The following is a 19067-nucleotide window of genomic DNA, read 5'->3' as shown; positions in this document are numbered from 1 at the left end:
CGCCTCCTTACAGGGCAAAAAGTTGGGTATTACGGAACGCGCGCTGATTCTCATCGCGAGTCAGGAGCGCCTGGATGGCCGCGTCCTCATCGTCGGCCTGATACCAGCTCAACTGCACCGGACGGGGGGCATATTCTGTGGCCGGATCCTGGGGATGCGGCAGCGCGGTGAGCACCAGCAGGACGTCCATCGGGGCAAACAGCTCAACGTAATCCCCGGCGCGACTGTTGCCGGCAACAAACTGGAAACGGCCCTCGTCATCGACGGTGACTTTGCTGAAGAAGTTGACCACCATCAGCAGATCTTCCAGGCCGAGATCCCATTTGCCCATCTCCACCAGCAGGTTATCGACGCCGTTGCGGTAGAAGCCATTACGTAATTCCTGGTAGCGTCCGGCGCCATATTTGTCGTGTGTCTCTTCGGCGTTAAGGACCCCGCCGAACGGGTCGTGCCAGCCGCAGCTGTCGGCGACGATCCCGGCCAGCACCCGGCCCATGTCGGAGTAGAAACAGTGTCCGGCGGTCAGGCGCGCAGTATGCTGGCCCTTGAGGGTATCCGGCAGGTTCAGACGCTCACTTTTCTCATGGGGGTTGAGCATCATCATGCTGACGTTCGCCCCGCCGTCGATATCAGTCAGGCGCAGGATCTGCCCTTTGCGCAAAATCAGCGAGGTATGCGCCCCGCCGGGAAGCCGCTCTTCGCGCAGGCTGGGAGTAGCGTGAAAAAGTACGGTCATCAATTTATCTCCTTAATGCGTAAACGTTGGTGTCACTACCGGTCGCCAGCTGTGCCATCCGCGCCTCATTGAGCGGGATATCGTAGGTAATGCGCGCTCCCCAGGCGTTAGGCGCCTGCGGATCGATGCGCACTTTGTCGAACACCAGCAGCCGGGTGCCCAGGTTGAAGCCTTCGGCCAGGTCGTGGGTGACCATAAACACCGTCATGCGCGTTTCGCTCCACAGCTGGAGCAGCAGCGCATGCATATCTTTGCGAATGCCGGGATCCAGCGCGCCGAAGGGCTCATCGAGCAGCAGCACCCGCGGCTGCATCACGAACGCCTGGGCGATGGCCAGCCGCTGTTGCATCCCCCCGGACAACTGCGCCGGATATTTATCCAGAGCGTGCCCCAGCCCCACTTTCTCCAGCATGTGCTGGGCCTGTTGCCGGGCCTCGTGTTTTCTGCCGCCAAACAGGCGCCCCAGCAACGGGGACGCCGGCAGCTCCAGGCCGATGGCGACGTTATCCAGCACGTTGAGATGCGGAAACACCGAATAGCGCTGGAAGACCACGCCGCGGCTGCGATCCGGCTCCGCCACCAGCGGCTGGCCATCGAGCAGGATGTCGCCACGGGTCGGTTTTTCCTGACCGAGCAGCAGGCGTAAAAAGGTCGATTTACCACAACCGGACGCGCCGACCATCGAGCAAAACTCGCCCTCTTTCACCTGCAGATTGATGCGCTCCAGCACCACGTGGTCGCCGTACTCCTGCCAGATGTTTTTGATGTCGATAAAACTCATCCCCGGCCTCCTTCCGCCCACGGGAAACAGGCTTTGTGCAGCTGGCGCAGCGCCAGATCCATCAGCCATGCCAGCAAGGTGATCCAGATGACATAGGGAATAATCACGTCCATCGCCATATAGCGCCGCACCAGGAAAATGCGGTACCCCAGCCCGGCGGTAGCGGAGATGGCCTCGGCGGAGATCAAGAACAGCCATGCTGAGCCCAGCAGCAGGCGCAGAGAGGTGATCAGCCGCGACAGCAGCTGGGGAAGCACTACCCGCAGCACCAGGGTCCAGCTATTGGCGCCGAGGGTCTGCGCCTTAATAAACAGCTCCGCCGGGATCTCCTTCGCCCGCTGCTCCAGGTCGCGCGCCAGCATTGGCGTAATGCCGATGACGATCAGCATCACTTTCGACAGCTCATCGAGGCCGAAGACGATAAACAGCACCGGCAGGATCGCCAGCGGCGGGATCATTGACACCACCGTCATCAGCGGCGACAGCGCCGCGCGGTACATTGGGAAGACGCCGGCGGCGATGCCGATACCGAGGCCGATCAGCGACGAGACGGCCAGGCCCGTCAACAGACGGCTCAGGCTGATCAGCGTATCGGCCCACAGCAGATACTCACCGCTGCGTTTGTCCGGGGTGAACGCCATCCGGTCAATGGCTGCCACCATCTGCGACAGGCCTGGCAGCAACTTGTCCTGCGGATTGGCTTCCAGCCGCACCGCCGATCCAATAAACCAGGCGGCGATCAGCACGACAAAAGGCAGCAGCATCAGCGTCAGGCGCATCCCCTTTTGGGGATAACGGTTAATGTGGCGCATGGCGTGGTCTCCCGGCGATAATCATTACAGCTGGCCCGCGGCGGCCAGCTTCAGGTAGCTGTCGTCAAAGCGCAGTTTGCGGTTGGCGGCATCGCCGAGGGTGACATTTCCCGGGAAGGTCATACCGATAAAGTCCGCGCTCTGCGCCCCTTCACCCAGCAGGCCTTTATCGAACGAGAACTGCGCCACTCGCTGCATCGTTTTCGCCAGATCCGGCGAGGAGATAAACGCCAGGGTGTCGGCAGGCGTCCAGAACAGATGGGTTGTTTTCAGCTGTGCCTGGTAGCCGGCAAGATCGGTGCCGGAGTCGGCGGCCATGGCGCTCAACGCCTGGCTATCCCCGGCCTTCATTTTGGCCATCATTTCAAACCAGGCGCCGGTCAGGGCTTTGCCCAGCGCGGGGTTATCTTTCAGGGTCTGGGTATTCACCACCATCATGTCGATAAGCTCGCCCGGCACCTGCGAGGAGCTAAACACTTCGCTGGTTTGTGGGGTCTTTTTGATAACCGACAGCTGTGGATTCCAGGCCACCGCCGCCCGCACGCCGCTGGTGCCGAAGGCCGAGACGATATCGGCATCGGAGGTATTCACCACCTTGACGTCTTTTTCCTGCAGCCCGGCTTTTTCCAGGCCGCGCACCAGCAGATAGTGGGATACCGACAGCTCCGGGAGATACACCGACATCCCTTTCAGGTCGCTGAGCTTTTTATCCGCCCCTTTCAGGACCACCCCGTCGTTACCGTCGGAGTAGCTGCCGGTGATCAGCGCTGTGCTGTCGACACCGCCCGCCGCCGGGATCGTCAACGCGTCCATGTTGGTCATCGTGCAGCCGTCAAACTGCCCGGCGGTGTACTGGTTGATGGATTCGATGTAATCGTTGAGCTGGACGATATTGATCTTGATGCCGTATTTGCTGGCCCATTTATCAATGATCTTTTCGTTACTGATGGTTCCCCAGGGCATCCAGCCGGCGTAAATGGTCCAGCAGACGTTGAACTCTTTTTTGACGGCGGCAAACGACGGGACGCTGGTCAGCAGCGTCAGCGACAGGACAAGTGAGCGGAGGAGCGGCGATGTTTTCATGGTGGACCTCTGGTTAGCATGAGAAACGGAGCAGCGCGACACCCAGCGGTGCTGCTGTCTCCCGGGCTTTTATCCCGCCGTGTAACCTCGCCGAGGTCGCCAGCTCTCGGACCAGACGTTCACCGCGGTGAACCGGAACCCTAGCCAGCTATTGTGTGATCTGAATTGTCTGTTGCGCTGCTTTCTGCCGATGTTCTTGCAAGCGCCATGCCAGGAGCCAGAGGCCGCTCACAGCCGCGTTTCGCCGCCAGCGGACGCATCGATTCCCAAAAATGGGGAGTGATGTTGGGGCATTGCATGGCTTTGGTGCAGGAAAACGCAGAGCGCATGCGCCGACATTCTGTGGATTTGCCACGAACATTTCCCACGCACCGCGATGACCCATTTGCACCGCCTCAGTGCCGCTCCTTCACCATGTCGCATCCCGTTAGTCACCACCTAATTACATTAACCTGCTGAATATAAATGATTATTTTATATGGCACGTTTAATGCTGTGCGCTTGTATACCGCGATGTGGACAAGATCGTATGCCGTATGGCCACAACACGTCGTCACTCTGCGGTCGCCACCTTCCCCTTTCCGTGAGGCATCCAGGGTGGATGCGTTTCACGGAAGCCTGCTTACTGAAAACGGAGAACAACATGACGACACTCAGTGAACCGTTGGTTACCCCGAAATATGGCAAATGGCGCCAGCTGGTGCTGGGTTTGATCTGTATGGCCGCCATTTCCAGTCCGCAATATGTCTGGACGCTGCTGACAAAACCTCTGGCCGCCAAGCTGGGCGTGGGTTTGCCAGAGTTGCAGGTCACCTTCTCCCTGCTGATCATCCTGCAGACCTTCTTTTCCCCTTTTCAGGGGCGATTAGTGGAAAAATTTGGCCCACGGCGGCTGATCGCTATTGGCACGGTGATGGCGGGAATGAGCTGGGTGCTTTCCGCGCAGGTGAATGGCCTGGCAACGCTCTGGCTGGTTTATGGCTGCATGGGCGGCCTCGGGACCGGGATCGTCTACATCGGCGTTGTCGGCCTGATGGTCAAATGGTTCCCACAGCAGCGGGGATTTGCCGCCGGCTCGGTGGCGGCGGGCTACGGGATGGGGGCCATCATAACTACCTTCCCCATCTCCCTGTCGCTGACCACTAACGGCCTTGAACACACGATGACGACTTTCGGGATCCTTTTCGCCCTCGTCGGCTTCCTCGCCAGTCAGGGGCTGAAGCTGCCGCCGCCCGCTGTCTCCCAGCCCGTCAGTCAGACGGTGGCGCAGAGCAGCAGATCGTTTACTTCCCGGGAAATGCTGCGCCAGCCGCTGTTCTGGCTGATGTTCGCCATGATGGCGATGATGTCGACTTCCGGGCTGATGGTCACTTCGCAGATGGCGGTGTTCGCCGAGGATTTCGGCATTAGCCAGGCGGTGGTGTTTGGCATGGCGGCGCTGCCGCTGGCGTTAACGATAGACCGCTTTACTAACGGCTTAACCCGGCCGCTGTTTGGCTTTATTTCCGACCGCTTCGGCCGCGAGCAAACCATGTTTATCGCCTTTGCGCTGGAAGGCGTGGCGATGATGCTCTGGCTGGCGTGCCGGGAAGATCCGCTGCTGTTTGTCCTGCTCTCCGGGGTGGTGTTCTTTGGCTGGGGGGAGATCTTCTCTCTCTTCCCGTCGACACTCACCGATACGTTCGGCAGCGAGCATGCCGCCACCAACTATGGCTGGCTGTATATTTCTCAGGGCATCGGGTCAATCTTCGGCGGCCCGCTGGCGGCACTGCTCTATCAGTACACCCACGGCTGGCATGTAGTCTTCAGCTGCGCGATTGGCCTTGATTTTGTCACCGCCGCCCTCGCGCTGTGGGTGCTAAAACCGTGGCGCGCGCGCTTTATCCGCCAGCACAGCTAACTGCAGCGCTGACAGAAGTGACGGCTCGCCCGTCACTTCACTGATATTCGCTGCGCAGCAGCGCGTACAGGTACTCATCGCCCCACTCGCCTTTAAAAAAGATATTCTGCCGGTAATGCGCCTCGCGACGAAAGCCCAGCCCTTCCAGGAGTTTGATCGCGCCGGAATTGCGGGTATCAACCACCGCCATCAGCCGGTGATGGGCTAACTGTTCAAAGAGTAAGGCCATCACCGCCCGCATGGCTTCCCGGGCATACCCCTGATGCTGATACACCGGGGAAAAGGTCATCCCCAGCTCGGCCTGTCTGCCCTGATCGAAAAAGTGGATCCCCACATCCCCCGCCAGCGCACCGTTGGCCTGGATCTCTACGGCAAGCTGGAACCAGCTCTCATCCTCAGCAAAGGCCAGCGAACGTTGTTGTTCATAGAAGGCTGTCGCCTCTGTCATGCTGTAGTGGGTCCAGCTCTGAAAGCGGGCCACCTCCGGCAGGTTGCGATAATGGCTGAAAGACGGCAGATCTTCCGTTCTGAACCGGCGCAGCAGCAGCCGGGGCGTGGTCAGGGGTAACATCATCTCTTCTCTTCTTCTTAATGAGACAGGCAATCGCGGGGCCATCTTAACCTGCTAGCCTCAACCCAGCCATCGCACTTCCTTGTCAATTTAATATAAAGTTAAATTTCGATATTAAAATTTCACAAACCGATAAAACATTACAATAACAAATACGAAAAACAGGGGAACAAGCCAGAGAGGCGTCTTTGGAAAAAAGAGCCCTTGCGCCACGGCGAAGAGGATGGTCAATACAGCTGGGCCATAATATGAAATTAACGACCTGAATATTCTTCGCAGCAATCTTTTAATAAAATTCATCATAGTTATCGGATCATCCTGGTAATGATGTCTGTAATACCCTCATTCGATGCCTGTCCTGCTGTAACCGTCTCAGACTTCAGAAATAATGGCTATCAGAAAGTACATCATTCACAGCTTATGTGTATAAAGGTCCGAATAATACGCCGGTTCGGAAACATTAGGACATGACTTGTGCAAGTCTACGCAATCTTGTTTTATTGAGGGAACCGACGCCGCATAAACCGCGGCTGATTTACTTTTTTGCCCGTCTGGCGGCAAGATCCGGCATAATGCACCGCTGTCGCAGGACGGCCGTGTCACCGGCAGTCGTGACAGCGAACATTCGACAGGAAAACGCATGAAGCCAAAACAAGCGGACATTCTCCGCCACGCCAGCGCGCTGTTTAATCGCGAAGGATATCAGTCGCCCAGCATCGAGCGGATTGCTGAACATGCCGGCATCTCCAAAATGACCTTTTACCGCTATTACGCCGATAAAGAGGCGCTCATTCTGGCTATCCTCAAGCAGAAAGAGAGCGAATTTATGCAGGATTTGGCGCAGATCACGGCGGATAAAGCCAGCGCGCGGGAGAAGCTGTTTGCCGTGTTCGACTACTACCATCGCTGGTTTACCTGCGACACATTCCACGGCTGCATGTTTACCCGCGCACTGTTTGAATATGGCGCGTCATCGCCGGCGATCCGGGAGCAGTGCTCCCGATTCAAGTCGCTCCTCTGGCAGTTCTTCCGCGATATCCTCCTGCAGGTGTTAAAACCGGAACCTGCCGAGCGGGTGGCCATGATGATGGTGATGCTCATCGATGGCGCCATCGCCGCTCAGCAGGCCGAGTCCGCCGAATGCCGGGAGATCCCACCGGGGATCACCGCCTGGAGCGCAGCCAAAGCGCTTATTTACTCAGAAGGCGGTACGCTGTGAGATGATGCGCTGCCGTCCAGCGACTGCAGGGCCGCCAGCAGGCAATCATAGTAATCGTTGCAGGTTTGCAGGCGCAGCGCGGCGCCAAAGTAGACCTCCTCCATCGCCGCCGGATGTTTTTTGCCAATCGGCACAATCACATTGTTCAGCCAGCCGTCCGCATGACCGATATCGACGGTGATATGTTCGGCATAGTAATGTACGTCGCGATCGGAAAGCCCAATCCGCCGGCAGCCCGCCACCAGCTTTTCATACTGCGGTGGGTCGAGCAGCTCGGTCATCGCCATGACCCCCAGCGATTTGTAATAATGCTGACGGTTTACGCCGCCCAGCATAAAGGCGTTATACCCGGCCAGACCCTGCCACTCGTACAAATGGGCAAAATGATTGTCCGGCAACGCGATATTCCGCCGCTTCAGTAAATCCTTATACAGATTGACGTGGGTGATCTCAGTGCTGCCCTGACCTATCTCATCCCACAGATTTTGCGCAATCTCGGCGCGGGTTTCCGGCAGCGAACCGACCAGCCCCATCGCCACAAGATCGAAGAACAGCAGATTCAGCGCGCTGTCGCTTTTGAAGAAATAGTCGATCTGCGCCGCGGAGGCCTCGCTGGCAAGGAAATCGAACAGCGGATGATGAGACGCCGGGTGCTGCTGGCATAAGGCGCGCAGTTCGTCGACGATATTGCCGGCGTTAAGCACCGGTCTCTGGCGGTGGAAACGTTTGCTTTCCGCCCGCAGCCACTCAGACTCAATGTAGTTTCTGATCCCGGAGAGTAGCGGATGAAACTGATTGGCTGCCGCTGGCGAGAGCGGGTCGGCAAGCCAGGACTGATAGAGGATGAACAGCGCATGGTGAGCCCGCTTTTTGGCCTGTGGATCATCAGCGGAGAAGGCGCGGATGCAGGTATTCTCAGTCAGATGCCAGGCTCTGTCGGCCACCAGCGGGTTGGCCGTCAGCTTCAGCGACAGCGCGTTGCTGTGCAGAAGCTGGTCAATTAACTCATCCAGTGTCAGCCTGGCCATCACCGCGGTCTGGTCACTACCAATGACCCCATTTTCTGTGTTACGCATGGATTTGTCCCTGTTAAATGCATGGCAAATATACGGTATAGTACCGTTCGCAACGCGGCAACGAAAATTTAGGAATAACAAATATCATATTGTAAAATAAATACTTTTAATAAATAACAGAAAAGACCACTATAAAAATATTGATATTATAAAATTATTAAAGTTACCATCTAGTACAGTGATAAGCGACGCAAGGAATCAGCATGCCCTATCTGTTACTGACGCTGGCCGCCCTGTTCTGGGGGGGAAATTACGTGGTCGGTCACGTGCTGGTTCAGGGCGTGGATCCGATCCTGATGACCGAAGCGCGATGGGCGTTGACGGCGCTGCTGCTGGGCCTGCTCTACCGCCGGCAGATCGCCGCCAGCCGCCACCTGCTGCGGGAAAACGCGCCGGCGGTGCTGGTGCTAACGCTCTGTGGCCAGGTCAGCTTCCCGCTCACGCTCTATATTGGCCTGCAAACCACCTCCGCCCTCAACGCCGCCATCTATATGTCCGCCACGCCAAGCATGGTGCTGCTGATTAACCGGCTGATTTTTCGTGACCCGGTATCGGCCCGCAACTGGCTGGGGGTCATCTTCAGCACCCTTGGCGTGATGATCCTGTTATTCCAGGGGAACCCACTGCATGCCACCTCGCTGCATACCTTTTCCGTCGGCGATCTGTGGGCCATGGGGTCGGCGCTGAGCTGGGCGCTCTACTGCTCGCTATTACGTCTGAAGGACCGCCGGATCCCGGCGAATGGCTTTGTCGCCGTCAGCTCGCTGCTCGGCGCCCTGATCCTGCTGCCCATCGTCATCTTCTGGCTGATGCGCCACCCGGCGCAGGACTGGGCCGCCTGGCGCGAGCCGTTTTTCCTCAGCGGCCTGGCGTATCTGGTGATTTTCCCGTCGTGGCTGGCCTATCTGTTCTGGAACAAAGGTATCGCCGCGATTGGCGCCACCCGGGGAGAAATTTACACCCATATCATCCCGCTCTCCGGCGGGGTGTTGAGCATCCTCTTCCTGCATACCCAGCCGCATGCCTGGCATCTGTTCAGCGCCCTGTTTATCATTGTGGGGATTGGGATCTGCTCGCTGGAGAAACGCCAGGCGGCGGCAATTCGTCTGCGCGGCTAACGTACGCTGCCGGGCGCCTGACGACGCCCGGCAGCAGAAGTTAACGGCTGGTGGAGAGCGGCTGGCGATGTCCCGCTCCTGCGGGCTGGATCACCCGTCCCTCGCGACCAAAGAAGGTCAGGACGGTAATGACAATCGCCACCGTACCGGCCACCAGGGCCATCGCCAGACCGTAGTTATGCCCATGATGCTGGGCGATTGACGCCTGGAGAGTGGCATTCACCGAAGCCAGCAGATTACCCAGCTGATAGACGAAGCCAGGCAGCACCGCCCGGGTGTTGGCCGGGACCAGTTCATTGAGCCAGGTGGGGATCACTCCCCAGGCCCCCTGCACCATAAACTGCATCAGAAACGCCCCCGCCCCCAGTGCCAGCGAGCCGCTGGCGAAAGCCCACAGTGGAATGACCGGCAGCGCCAGCAGGGCGGCGATCATAATCGCTTTGCGTCGGCCAATCTTCTCCGACAGCGAACCGAAGAACACTCCACCCATAATCGAGGCGATGTTGTAGCAGACCGCGATGATGCTGACCGTTTTAGGCTCGAAGCCGTGCTGGACTTTCAAAAAGACCGGGTAGAGATCCTGCGTCCCGTGGGAGAAAAAGTTAAAGGCCGCCATCAGCACCACCAGGTACAGGCACAGTTTCCAGTGACTACGCAGTACCGGTAGCAGCGCCGTGCTCGCTTTACTTTGCCGGGCCGCCAGCCAAACCGGAGACTCCTCGACGCAGAAATAGATAAACGGCAGCAGCAGCACCGGCGCGGCGCCAATCACAAACATCCCGCGCCAGCCGAGTTGTTCAAACAGCAGGCCGTAGGCGACGGCCGCCAGCAAATAGCCGAAGGGATATCCCGCCTGGAACAGACCGGACATCAGACCGCGCGAGCGGTCGGGGATCGTCTCCATCGCCAGCGACGAGGCCACGCCCCAGATCCCGCCCATCGCCACGCCATACAGCACCCGCAGCAGAAAAAACAGCAGCAACGACGGCGCGGCGGCGGAGAGCAGCTCAAAGGCGGAGAAGAAGACGATATTCAGCATCAGAATGGGTTTGCGGCCATACTTTTCCGCTGCCCTGCCGAAAATCAGCGCGCCTATCGGCCGCACGGCCAGGGTAAGCAGAATCGCCAGAGTGACCTCTTCAAGGTCGACGTGAAACGAGTGGGCGATATCGCTCAGTAAAAAGACCAACAGAAAGAAATCGAAAGCATCGAGCGTCCAGCTTAAAAAACTGGCAATCGCCGCGTTGCGCTGTCGTGAAGTCCAGCCATGCATCTTGTCATCCCTATCCCGACGGGGTTGCCGGGAGCTTGCGCGGCGCCCGGCAGAGCAAGCTGGTGTCACCGCTTATGTAAATTGTTTGTATAGAAAGTTGCTCTTTTGTTAATTACACCCTTTTTCCGGCCGTCGGCAAGTTTATTAGCCTGCTAATTTGTTTCAAATTGCGTGTAACGGCCCACCGGATCGGCAATTTTCGACCAGAATTAAAGACAGGCTGGCGTCAATGAACCGCTGTCCATGCCGCATCCGCCCACAGGAAGGGAGAGAATCATGAAGAGAGTTGCCATCGTCGGCGTGGGGCCGACGGGGATTTACACGTTCTATGAACTGGTGAAGCGTGGTGAGCCGCTGGCGATCACCCTGTTTGAAAAAGAGGCGCAGGCCGGGGTGGGTATGCCCTACAGTGACGATAATACGGCGGCGCAAATGCTGGCCAACATCGCCAGCATTGAGATCCCCCCTATCGACCTGACCTATCTGCAATGGCTGCAGCAGCACAGCGACGCCTGGCTGGCGGCGCGCGGCCTCGAGCGGCACACGCTGCATGAGCGCCAGTTCCTGCCGCGAGTGATCCTCGGCGAGTACTATCGCGACCGTTTTCTGTATCTCACAGAGCGGGCCCGGGACGCCGGCTTCATCGTTAGCGTTTGTGAATCCTGTGAAGTGACGGATATTGCCGTCCAGCCCACCGGGATCGCTATCCACACTGATAGCGCGGCAGCGCCGGTTATCGTCGACCTGGTGGCGATTGCCACCGGCCATCTGTGGCCTGAGGAAGAGCGCGCCAGTCGACAGTATTTCCCCAGTCCGTGGACCGGACTGATGGACGCCCGGATCGCGCCCTGTCGGGTCGGGATCCTCGGGACCTCTTTAAGCGCCATTGATGCCGCCATCGCCGTGGTGGCCCAGCATGGTGTTTTCCATACTGAGAACGACAAAACGACCCATTTTACCCTCCATCCTGGCAGCGAGGCGCTGGAGATCACCCTGCTGTCGCGCAATGGGGTGCTCCCGGAAGCCGATTTTTACTGTCCGATCCCATGGGAGCCGCTGGAGATTGCCACCCCTGCCGCCCTTGAGGCTGCCGTCGCGCAGGGCAGTGACGGGCTACTGGATCGGGTATTCGAGCTGGTCGTGCAGGAGCTGGAATATGCCGCCCCAGCCTGGTGCGAGGCGACGGGGCTGCGCCAGCTAACGCCTGACAGCATCGCCGAGGCCTGGTTTGCCGACCGTCTCACCCATGACCCGTTCCAGTGGGCGCAACGCAATCTGCAGGAGGTGGAGCGCAATAAGCGCGAACACCACACGGTGCCCTGGCGCTATGCCATTCTCCGCCTGCACGAGGCGATTGAAAGCGTGGTGCCGGAACTCAACGACGAGGACAGCCGCCGCTTCCGGCGCGGGCTCGCCCGGGTGTTTATCGATAACTATGCCGCCATCCCGCCGGAATCCATTCGCCGGCTGCTGGCCCTGCACCAGGCCGGTATTCTGCGTATTGTGGCGCTCGGCGAGGATTATGACCTGCAGCGCGAGTCTCACCGAACGCTGATTGTCCATCATCAGCAGCGCTGTGAATTCGATGTGTTTATCGATGCCCGCGGGCAACAAGCATTGAAAACCCGGGATCTGCCCTTCCCATCGCTGCGCCAGCAGCTGCTGGCCTGCGGCGACGACATTCCGGACGTCGGCGATGACTACACGCTGCAGGCGCCCGAGACGCTGCGCGGCCGGGTCGCTTTCGGCGCCCTTCCCTGGCTGATGCACGATCGTCCCTTTGTGCAGGGGCTGACGGCCAGCGCCGAAATTGGCAGCGCGATGGCCCGTGCCGTGTCGCAGCAGGCAACGGGCCGCCGGCGCCGCCTGTGGTTTATCGAATAGCGGGCTGCTTAAACGCAATATCCGAATAAAGGAGGGCAAACAGGCGTGCTATAAACAGTGACTGTTTGCCCCCATGCAAGATCCTGTCTAACTTTTACGAGGTACTCATGAGCCATCTTTTTAGCGCGACGCGTATTGGTCAGCTGGCGCTGGATAACCGCATCGTTATTGCCCCCATGTGTCAGTACTCTGCCGACGAGGGTAAAGCCACCTCCTGGCACCGGATCCATCTTGGTCAGCTGGCTTTCTCCGGCGCTGGCCTGTTAATTCTGGAAGCCACGGCGGTAGAGCCAGCGGGACGTATCTCGCCGGGGGATCTGGGTTTGTGGGATGATGAAACCGAAAACGCGCTGCGCGCGGTGGTAGAGGATATTCGGGCCTGGTCGCCGATCCGCCTGGGGATCCAGCTGGGGCACGCCGGACGCAAAGCCTCCTGCGCGGCCCCGTGGCAGGGTGGTCATCAGCTGGCCCTTAATGAGGGTGGCTGGCAAACCGTTGCCCCCTCCGCCGTGGCGTTTCACGATGGCGACCGCGCCCCCGCCGAGCTGAGCCTTGCCGATATGGCGCGCATCAAAGCGGCGTTTGTCGCCAGCGCGTTGCGCGCCCAGCGTCTGGGCTTTGAGCTGATTGAACTGCACGCCGCCCACGGCTATCTGCTGCACCAGTTTCTCTCGCCGCTCAGCAATCAGCGCCGTGATGAGTACGGCGGTTCTCTGGAAAACCGTCTGCGCTATCCGCTGGAAGTGTTTAACGCGATCCGCGAGGCGGTGGGCAACACCATGGCGGTGGGCGTCAGGCTGTCGGCTACCGACTGGGTCGAAGGCGGCTGGGACTGCGAGCAGTCCATTCAGTTTAGCCAGCAACTGGAAGCGCTGGGCAGCGACTATATTCACGTCTCCAGCGGCGGATTGTCGCCGCAGCAGTCGATCACCGTCGGACCGGGTTATCAGTTGCCATTCGCCCACGACATTCGCCAGCAGGTTGCCATCCCGGTGATTGGCGTGGGGCTGATCACCGATCCGCAGCAGGCGGAAGCGGCGCTGGAGGATGGCGATGCCGACCTGATCGCCCTCGCCCGCGCGGTACTCTACGATCCGCACTGGCCGTGGCACGCTGCGGCCAGCCTCGGCGCCCAGGTTCGCGTCCCTTCGCAGTACCTGCGCTCCGAGCCACACGGCCTGAAAGGCACCCTGCTGCCAAACCGTTGAACCCGCAGCGCGCATAAAAAAGGGGTATCGTAAGATACCCCTGAGCAGGATGTTATGGCGGTCCACGTGCCGGGCGGCGGCGGCGCCTTGCCCGGCCTACAAAAGGATGATACCCGGTCATTGCGCAGCCAACCCGCTCCCTGCGTAGGCCCGCGCAAGCGCAGCGCCGCCGGGCAATCTATCAGGCTCCGCTCCCTATATTTCCTGGCGCGGGTCAGGCAAACAGCGCAGGTTACTGCTGGGCGGGCGGTGGCGTGGTGTTCTGTTTGTCCGCCGCGATACTGTCCTGGATGGCCTTGGTTTTGCTCGCCGCCTCCGCCGAGAGCTGATTGGCGTCGCCGATGGCATTGTCTTTGATTTGACCCGCCTCTTTGACTATGCGGTCACTTTCCTGCTTTGCGTTCTGCTTCACGGCATCGGCCTGGGCTTTCGCCTGCTGGGCGATGGCATCCGCTTTCTTGTCCGCCTCCGCCTTGATGGCGCTGGCCTGATCCTTCAGGCGGTCGGCCTCGGCGTCAGCCTGGCTTTTCAGCGTATCGATTTGCTTATCCGCATCCTGTTTAATCGCCTGCGCTTTGTCCGCCGCGGCATCCTTCATCTGCTCCGCATTATCTTTGGCCTTATCCAGTTTGTTATCCACTTTCGACGCATCGTCGCAGCCAAACAGGGTCAGACACAGAGCGGAAGCAAGTAGTGTTTTATTCCAGAGTTTCATCAGCATTCCCTTACAGGTTAAGTCGTTATCCAGCTTTGTGATTCATTGCTTAATAGCATTCACATTTTATATATAATCGCTCAGTCGGCAGAGTCAAGCCGACACCGATCGATCCAGGGTCGCTACCAGCCCCTGCAGCCAGTCGGCAAAGACCCGCACCTTATGCGACAGATGCCGGTGCGGATAGAGTAGCGACAACGGTCGACGCGGCGCCGGAAAGTCCGGCAAAATTTCCACCAGTTGCCCGCTGTCGATATAAGGTTGCAAAAAGAAACGCATCCCCTGCAGCATCCCCAGCCCCGCCAGCCCGGCGGCAGTAAAGACTTCAGAGTTGTCCAGCACCAGTTTACCGGGAATGGCGATCTGCCTGATGCCCTCCGGGGTCTGGAATCGCCAGGGCATAATCTGCCGGCTGCTGCTGTTCACCCAGTTCACCGCCAGATGCGACTGCAGGTCCTCCAGCGTCGCGGGCGCCCCATAGCGCGCCAGATAGCCCGGACTGGCGCAGGTGGTTAACGCCACCTCCCCCAGCGAACGCGCCACATAGTCGCCATCCTCAAGATCCCCCACCCGCAGCAGGCAATCCAGACCATCGCGCAGCATATCCCGGCGTACGTCGGAGCTGCTGAGGACAATCTCCACCTCCGGATGAGCCTGATAAAAATCCGGCAGATGCGGGATCACCAGCAGCCGGGCAAAGGCGATCGGCATATCAACGCGCAGCTGACCGCGGATCGGTCGGTCCGGCGCGAACGACTCCAGCAGATCGTCGGCCTGGGAGAGCAACGGTTTGCTGCGGCGATAAAACTCTTCCCCCTCCGGCGTAAGATACAGACGCCGGGTGGTGCGCTGCAGCAGCCGGACCCCGCTCTCCTGCTCCAGCTGCTGCAGCGCTTTGGTCACCGCCGGTCGGTGGATCTGCAAATTTTCCGCCGCCTGGGCAAAGCTACCGGCATCGACGATTTCAATAAAAATTTTAATATTTTCAAACAGATTCATTTGCATGATGGCCCGCCTCCCACCTCTTCATTAGTTCACATTATTACTAATTTAATAATAGTGATGAAAGTTTTTGCTCATTTTTTAAAACAATAAAGACGCCTACACTGCCCTCATTGCCGCATCGCTGGGGCGAAAAAATTTATAACTTATTAACATACAAGGAAAAATATCATGCAACCTAACCGCGTCGCCCGTATTCTGGGTATTGAAAAACCGGTGGTCCAGGGACCGCTCTCCTGGCTGACCGATGCGCGTCTGGTGGCGGCCGTCGGTAACGCCGGTGGGCTTGGCGTGCTGGGCCCGAACGCTGGACTGACGGCGGCAACCGCCGTCTCCACCCCGGAGGCCACCGCCAAGAAAATGCGCGAAGAGATCCGCAAAACCAAACAGCTGACCGAGAAACCCTTTGGCGTCAACCTGATCCCGACGGCGGAAAACGATATCTGGACGCCGGCGATCCTGCCGGTGATCAAAGAGGAAGGCGTCAAGGTGGTGGTCTACACCGGCTACGGCGATGGTTCGTTAAAACCGGCGCTGTTCGACGAACTGAAAGCCGCCGGGATCACCATTATCTATCGTGACATCAACCCGACCCCGGAGAACAGCCGCCGCGCGGAGCAGGCCGGCGCGGATATTATTGTCGCCACCGGCTTTGACGAAGGCGGCACGCTGCCGGGTACCGCCCTCGGGACCTTCACCATCGTCCCGCTGATCGTTGACGCGGTACAGCGGGTTCCGGTGATGGCCGCCGGGGGGATCACCGACGCCCGGGGCGCGCGCGCCGTCCACGCCCTCGGTGCGGAAGGGGTTTTCGCCGGCTCGGTATTTATCAGCACCATCGAAAGCCGGGTTCCCGACTCGGTGAAAGCGAAAATTGTGGCCGCCAACGGTCTGGATCTGCGCCTGTTCCGTACCCTGCCGGACTACTACCGCGCGCTGCCCGGCAAACTGAGCGACACACTGGTGGCCATGGATCGTGCCGGCGCCTCAAAAGCCGAGCTGGCCCAGGCGATGGGCGGTCTGCGCGGGATGCGGCTGGGCATGCTGGAGGGGAATACTGATGAGGGGTATATCTCGGTGGGCGTGGGGATCGGCAACATCCATGCCATCACCTCCGTCGCCGAGGTGGTCAACCAGCTGGCGGTGTGAAGCCGCCAGCCGGGGCACGGCAACCGGCGCGATCAGGCGTCGGCCACCTTCTCTACCGCCCGGGAGAAAGCGTCGATAGCCAGCCCGACGTCGGCGGCAGTGACCGACTCCGCCGGGTGATGGCTGACGCCCCCCAGGCAACGCACAAACAGCATGGCCGATGGCCAGCGCTCGGCGATGGCGATGGCGTCATGCCCTGCGCCGCTCGGCAGCGTCAGCGAACGCCCCTGCACCGCCATCACCGCCTCGCTCAGCACCGCCTGCAGGTGACTGTCGCAGGCGGTGGCGGCGATGCGATAATACTCCTCGGCGGCGAAACGCAGCTGGCGACGCCCGGCAATGGCCTGCGCCTCGCCCAGCAGCTCATCCAGCAGCGCCGTCAGCGGCGCATCCTGCGGGCCGCGAATATCCAGCGTCAACTGCACCTCGCCCGGTATCACGTTCACCGCGCCCGGCGCACAGCGCAGGGTGCCGACCGTCGCCACCAGGTTACCGCCGCGCTGCCGGGTCAGGTTTTCCACCTGCACCATCCATTCCGCCGCCGCGGCGAGGGCATCCTTGCGGTGGAGCATCGGCACCGTGCCGGCATGGCCAGCTTCGCCGGTAAAGCGGCAGTTCAGCCGTCTGGCGCCGTTAATCGCCTCCACCACGCCGAGCGCCAGCCCCGCCTGCTCCAGGCACGGCCCCTGCTCGATATGCAGTTCCAGATAGGCGGCGATATCCCGCGGGTGACGGGCCGCGTGGCCGATCCGCGCCGGATCGAGTCCGGCATTCACCAGCGCCTGGGCGACGCTCACGCCGTCGGTATCGCACTGTGACAGCCAGCTTTCAGGCCAGGTGCCGGTGACGCCGCGGCTGCCGAGCAGGGTGATGCCAAAGCGGGTGCCCTCTTCATCGCCAAAGCCGACGATCTCGATTGCCTTTGCCAGCCGTCGCCCCTGCTGGTGCAGACGCTGGACCACCTCAATCGCCGCCAGCACGCCGAGCATGCCGTCGTAGCGCCCGGCGTTGCGCACGGTGTCAAGATGAGAGCCCAGCAGCACCGCCGGCGCCCCCTCCTGTTGTCCTTCATAGCGTCCGCAGATGTTGCCGACGCTGTCCTGCCACACCATCATGCCGGCAGCCTGCATCCACTGGCCCACCAACTGGTTGGCCTGCTGATGCTCGGGCGACAGATAGACCCGGGTCAGGGCATCGGCGGTTTCGCTAAGGGTGGCCAGCCGATCGGCACGCGCCATCACCCGGCTGGCAGCCGCTTCTCTCTCCGCCTGCTGGCGGGCGGTATCACTCATAGGGTGGCCTCGGTGCGGTAGTGATCCCAGGCCGCCTGCATCGCCGCGCCCTGAGTGGTGGTGAACTTGAGGTAGTTCAGGACCGCTTCCAGCGCGCTGAGCGTCTGCATCACGCAGTCTTTACGCGCGTTATAGCCCATGGTGCCAATGCGCCAGACTTTACCGTGCAGCGGACCAAACGAGGTGCCAATTTCAATGCCGAAATCTTCCAGCATCAGTTTGCGTACCTGATCGCCGTTGACCCCGTTGGGGATCACCACCCCTAGCACGTTATTCATTTTGTGCCGCAGGTCGCCAAAGGTCTCGAGCCCCATCGCCTGGATGCCCTTCAGCAGCGCATCGCCGTGCAGTTTGTGGCGGGCGATGCCGTTGTCGAGTCCCTCCTGGAGGATCAGGCGCGCGCACTCCCGGGCGGCGAACAGCGCCGAGGTCGCTTCGGTATGGTGGTTAAGGCGCTCCGGCCCCCAGTAATCCATTACCATGCCGAGATCGAAATAGTTGGAGTAGATCATCTCGTCGACGCCATCGTGGTGGGCGTCGGTGCGGATCCCCTGCTCAATGCAACGACGGCGGCGGATGACCTCTTCCATCCGCGGGCTGAGGGTGATGGGCGAGGTGCCGGAAGGACCGCCCAGGCACTTCTGCATCCCGGCGGACACGGCGTCCAGCTGCCAGGCGTCGGTTTCCAGCGGGTTACCGCCGAGCGACGCGGTGGCGTCGGTATAGAACAGCACTTCGTGACGACGGCAAATCTCCCCCAGCTCCGCCAGCGGCTGCAGCATGGTGGTGGAAGTATCGCCCTGCACGGTGAGCAGCAGGCGCGGGCGCACGCGCTTGATCGCGTCCTCAACCTGATCCGGCGTAAAGACCTCGCCCCACGGCACCTCGATGGTGTGCACCTCTGCCCGGCAACGACGCGCGATCTCGCACAGCAGATGTCCAAACCGGCCGAACACCGGCACCAACACTTTGTCACCCGGACGGATCGCCGACACCAGAATCGCTTCGATCCCGGCGCGCGAGGTGCCGTCGACCAGCATCGTCCAGCGATTTTCGGTGCGAAACACACCGCGGTAGAGCGCCATGACTTCATTCATGTAGTGGGTCATCGCCGGATCGTACTGGCCAACCAGCTGGCTCGACATGGCGCGCAGCACGCGCGGGTCGGCATTGATCGGCCCCGGCCCCATCAGCAGGCGCTGCGGCGGGTTAATTTGCGAAAACTGAGTGATATCCATCTGCCATTCC

18 protein-coding genes and 1 riboswitch are annotated in these 19067 nt (G+C 60.1%); of the genes, 6 read left to right on the top strand and 12 right to left on the bottom strand.

What is annotated here, in order from left to right; translation table 11 throughout:
* Positions 1 to 7 precede the first annotated feature (7 nt).
* Genes SP68_RS12505 through SP68_RS12490 form a run of 4 tightly spaced genes read right to left on the bottom strand, consistent with a single transcriptional unit; the run spans position 8 to position 3412 of the window.
* On the bottom strand, positions 8 to 736 hold the full coding sequence (locus SP68_RS12505) for an urea amidolyase associated protein UAAP1 (RefSeq protein ID WP_008804847.1): 729 nt from the start codon (positions 734 to 736) through the stop codon (positions 8 to 10).
* Between the two features lie 4 nt (positions 737 to 740).
* The gene (locus SP68_RS12500; RefSeq protein ID WP_040968521.1) at positions 741 to 1517 is read right to left on the bottom strand and encodes an ABC transporter ATP-binding protein; all 777 of its coding nucleotides are present in this window, start codon (positions 1515 to 1517) and stop codon (positions 741 to 743) included.
* A complete protein-coding gene (locus tag SP68_RS12495) occupies positions 1514 to 2329 on the bottom strand; it encodes an ABC transporter permease (RefSeq protein ID WP_008804845.1) in 816 nt (271 codons plus the stop codon). The genes SP68_RS12500 and SP68_RS12495 overlap by 4 nt, the downstream gene beginning before the upstream one ends.
* A gap of 24 nt (positions 2330 to 2353) precedes the next feature.
* Entirely contained in the window at positions 2354 to 3412 is a 1059-nt protein-coding gene (locus tag SP68_RS12490; RefSeq protein WP_008804844.1) for a putative urea ABC transporter substrate-binding protein, read from the bottom strand.
* 56 nt (positions 3413 to 3468) lie between these two features.
* Positions 3469 to 3567, bottom strand: a riboswitch (guanidine-I (ykkC/yxkD leader).
* 446 nt (positions 3568 to 4013) lie between these two features.
* Between SP68_RS12490 and oxlT the strand changes: the two genes are divergently transcribed.
* Positions 4014 to 5312 carry an oxalate/formate MFS antiporter gene (gene oxlT, locus SP68_RS12485; protein WP_023297642.1) on the top strand — a complete coding sequence of 433 codons (1299 nt, stop codon included), beginning with the start codon at positions 4014 to 4016 and terminating at the stop codon, positions 5310 to 5312.
* Positions 5313 to 5349: 37 nt separating this feature from the next.
* Here oxlT and SP68_RS12480 read toward each other — a convergent pair whose 3' ends face one another.
* Complete coding sequence (locus tag SP68_RS12480) at positions 5350 to 5928, bottom strand: GNAT family N-acetyltransferase (protein ID WP_162499966.1); 579 nt, start codon at positions 5926 to 5928, stop codon at positions 5350 to 5352.
* Between the two features lie 69 nt (positions 5929 to 5997).
* Positions 5998 to 6186, bottom strand: a complete 189-nt coding sequence (locus tag SP68_RS12475) for a hypothetical protein (RefSeq protein ID WP_004891873.1) — start codon at positions 6184 to 6186, stop codon at positions 5998 to 6000.
* Positions 6187 to 6523: 337 nt separating this feature from the next.
* Between SP68_RS12475 and SP68_RS12470 the strand changes: the two genes are divergently transcribed.
* Positions 6524 to 7102, top strand: coding sequence for a TetR/AcrR family transcriptional regulator (locus SP68_RS12470; RefSeq protein ID WP_023340166.1), 579 nt, complete (start codon positions 6524 to 6526; stop codon positions 7100 to 7102).
* Here the strand turns inward: SP68_RS12470 and SP68_RS12465 are convergent.
* Positions 7078 to 8178 carry an iron-containing redox enzyme family protein gene (locus SP68_RS12465; RefSeq protein ID WP_008804840.1) on the bottom strand — a complete coding sequence of 367 codons (1101 nt, stop codon included), beginning with the start codon at positions 8176 to 8178 and terminating at the stop codon, positions 7078 to 7080. The genes SP68_RS12470 and SP68_RS12465 overlap by 25 nt on opposite strands.
* Positions 8179 to 8381: 203 nt before the next feature.
* On the opposite strand from SP68_RS12465, the gene SP68_RS12460 reads away from it, so the two are divergent.
* Positions 8382 to 9296, top strand: coding sequence for a DMT family transporter (locus SP68_RS12460; protein ID WP_040968522.1), 915 nt, complete (start codon positions 8382 to 8384; stop codon positions 9294 to 9296).
* A gap of 40 nt (positions 9297 to 9336) precedes the next feature.
* Here the strand turns inward: SP68_RS12460 and SP68_RS12455 are convergent, their stop codons facing one another.
* Positions 9337 to 10569 carry an MFS transporter gene (locus tag SP68_RS12455; RefSeq protein ID WP_012541690.1) on the bottom strand — a complete coding sequence of 411 codons (1233 nt, stop codon included), beginning with the start codon at positions 10567 to 10569 and terminating at the stop codon, positions 9337 to 9339.
* A 276-nt stretch (positions 10570 to 10845) separates the two neighbouring features.
* On the opposite strand from SP68_RS12455, the gene SP68_RS12450 reads away from it, so the two are divergent.
* Together SP68_RS12450 and SP68_RS12445 are read left to right on the top strand one after the other, a co-directional pair.
* The gene (locus tag SP68_RS12450; protein WP_040968523.1) at positions 10846 to 12453 is read left to right on the top strand and encodes an FAD-NAD(P)-binding protein; all 1608 of its coding nucleotides are present in this window, start codon (positions 10846 to 10848) and stop codon (positions 12451 to 12453) included.
* A 107-nt stretch (positions 12454 to 12560) separates the two neighbouring features.
* A complete protein-coding gene (locus SP68_RS12445) occupies positions 12561 to 13661 on the top strand; it encodes an NADH:flavin oxidoreductase/NADH oxidase (protein ID WP_012541688.1) in 1101 nt (366 codons plus the stop codon).
* 232 nt (positions 13662 to 13893) lie between these two features.
* On the opposite strand, the gene SP68_RS12440 is transcribed toward SP68_RS12445, so the two are convergent.
* Together SP68_RS12440 and SP68_RS12435 are read right to left on the bottom strand one after the other, a co-directional pair.
* The gene (locus tag SP68_RS12440) at positions 13894 to 14382 is read right to left on the bottom strand and encodes a hypothetical protein (RefSeq protein ID WP_025712450.1); all 489 of its coding nucleotides are present in this window, start codon (positions 14380 to 14382) and stop codon (positions 13894 to 13896) included.
* A gap of 87 nt (positions 14383 to 14469) precedes the next feature.
* Positions 14470 to 15375: a LysR family transcriptional regulator gene (locus tag SP68_RS12435; protein WP_162493318.1), complete on the bottom strand. Its 906-nt coding sequence runs from the start codon at positions 15373 to 15375 to the stop codon at positions 14470 to 14472.
* 174 nt (positions 15376 to 15549) lie between these two features.
* Here SP68_RS12435 and SP68_RS12430 point away from each other — a divergent pair, with 174 nt between their 5' ends.
* Complete coding sequence (locus SP68_RS12430) at positions 15550 to 16527, top strand: NAD(P)H-dependent flavin oxidoreductase (RefSeq protein WP_040968524.1); 978 nt, start codon at positions 15550 to 15552, stop codon at positions 16525 to 16527.
* A 32-nt stretch (positions 16528 to 16559) separates the two neighbouring features.
* Here SP68_RS12430 and hpxK read toward each other — a convergent pair whose 3' ends face one another.
* Together hpxK and SP68_RS12420 are read right to left on the bottom strand one after the other, a co-directional pair.
* Positions 16560 to 17819 (bottom strand): allantoate amidohydrolase, encoded by a 1260-nt coding sequence (hpxK, locus tag SP68_RS12425; protein WP_040968525.1) that lies wholly within the window; start codon positions 17817 to 17819, stop codon positions 16560 to 16562.
* Positions 17816 to 19057 carry a pyridoxal-phosphate-dependent aminotransferase family protein gene (locus SP68_RS12420; RefSeq protein ID WP_008804831.1) on the bottom strand — a complete coding sequence of 414 codons (1242 nt, stop codon included), beginning with the start codon at positions 19055 to 19057 and terminating at the stop codon, positions 17816 to 17818. Before SP68_RS12420 ends, hpxK begins: the two co-directional genes overlap by 4 nt.
* Positions 19058 to 19067: the final 10 nt, after the last annotated feature.

Origin of the sequence: Klebsiella variicola (genome assembly GCF_000828055.2) — a bacterium.
Lineage (GTDB): Bacteria > Pseudomonadota > Gammaproteobacteria > Enterobacterales > Enterobacteriaceae > Klebsiella > Klebsiella variicola.
Note: the sequence above shows the minus strand (reverse complement) of the source record. Positions and strands in the feature narration are given on the sequence as shown.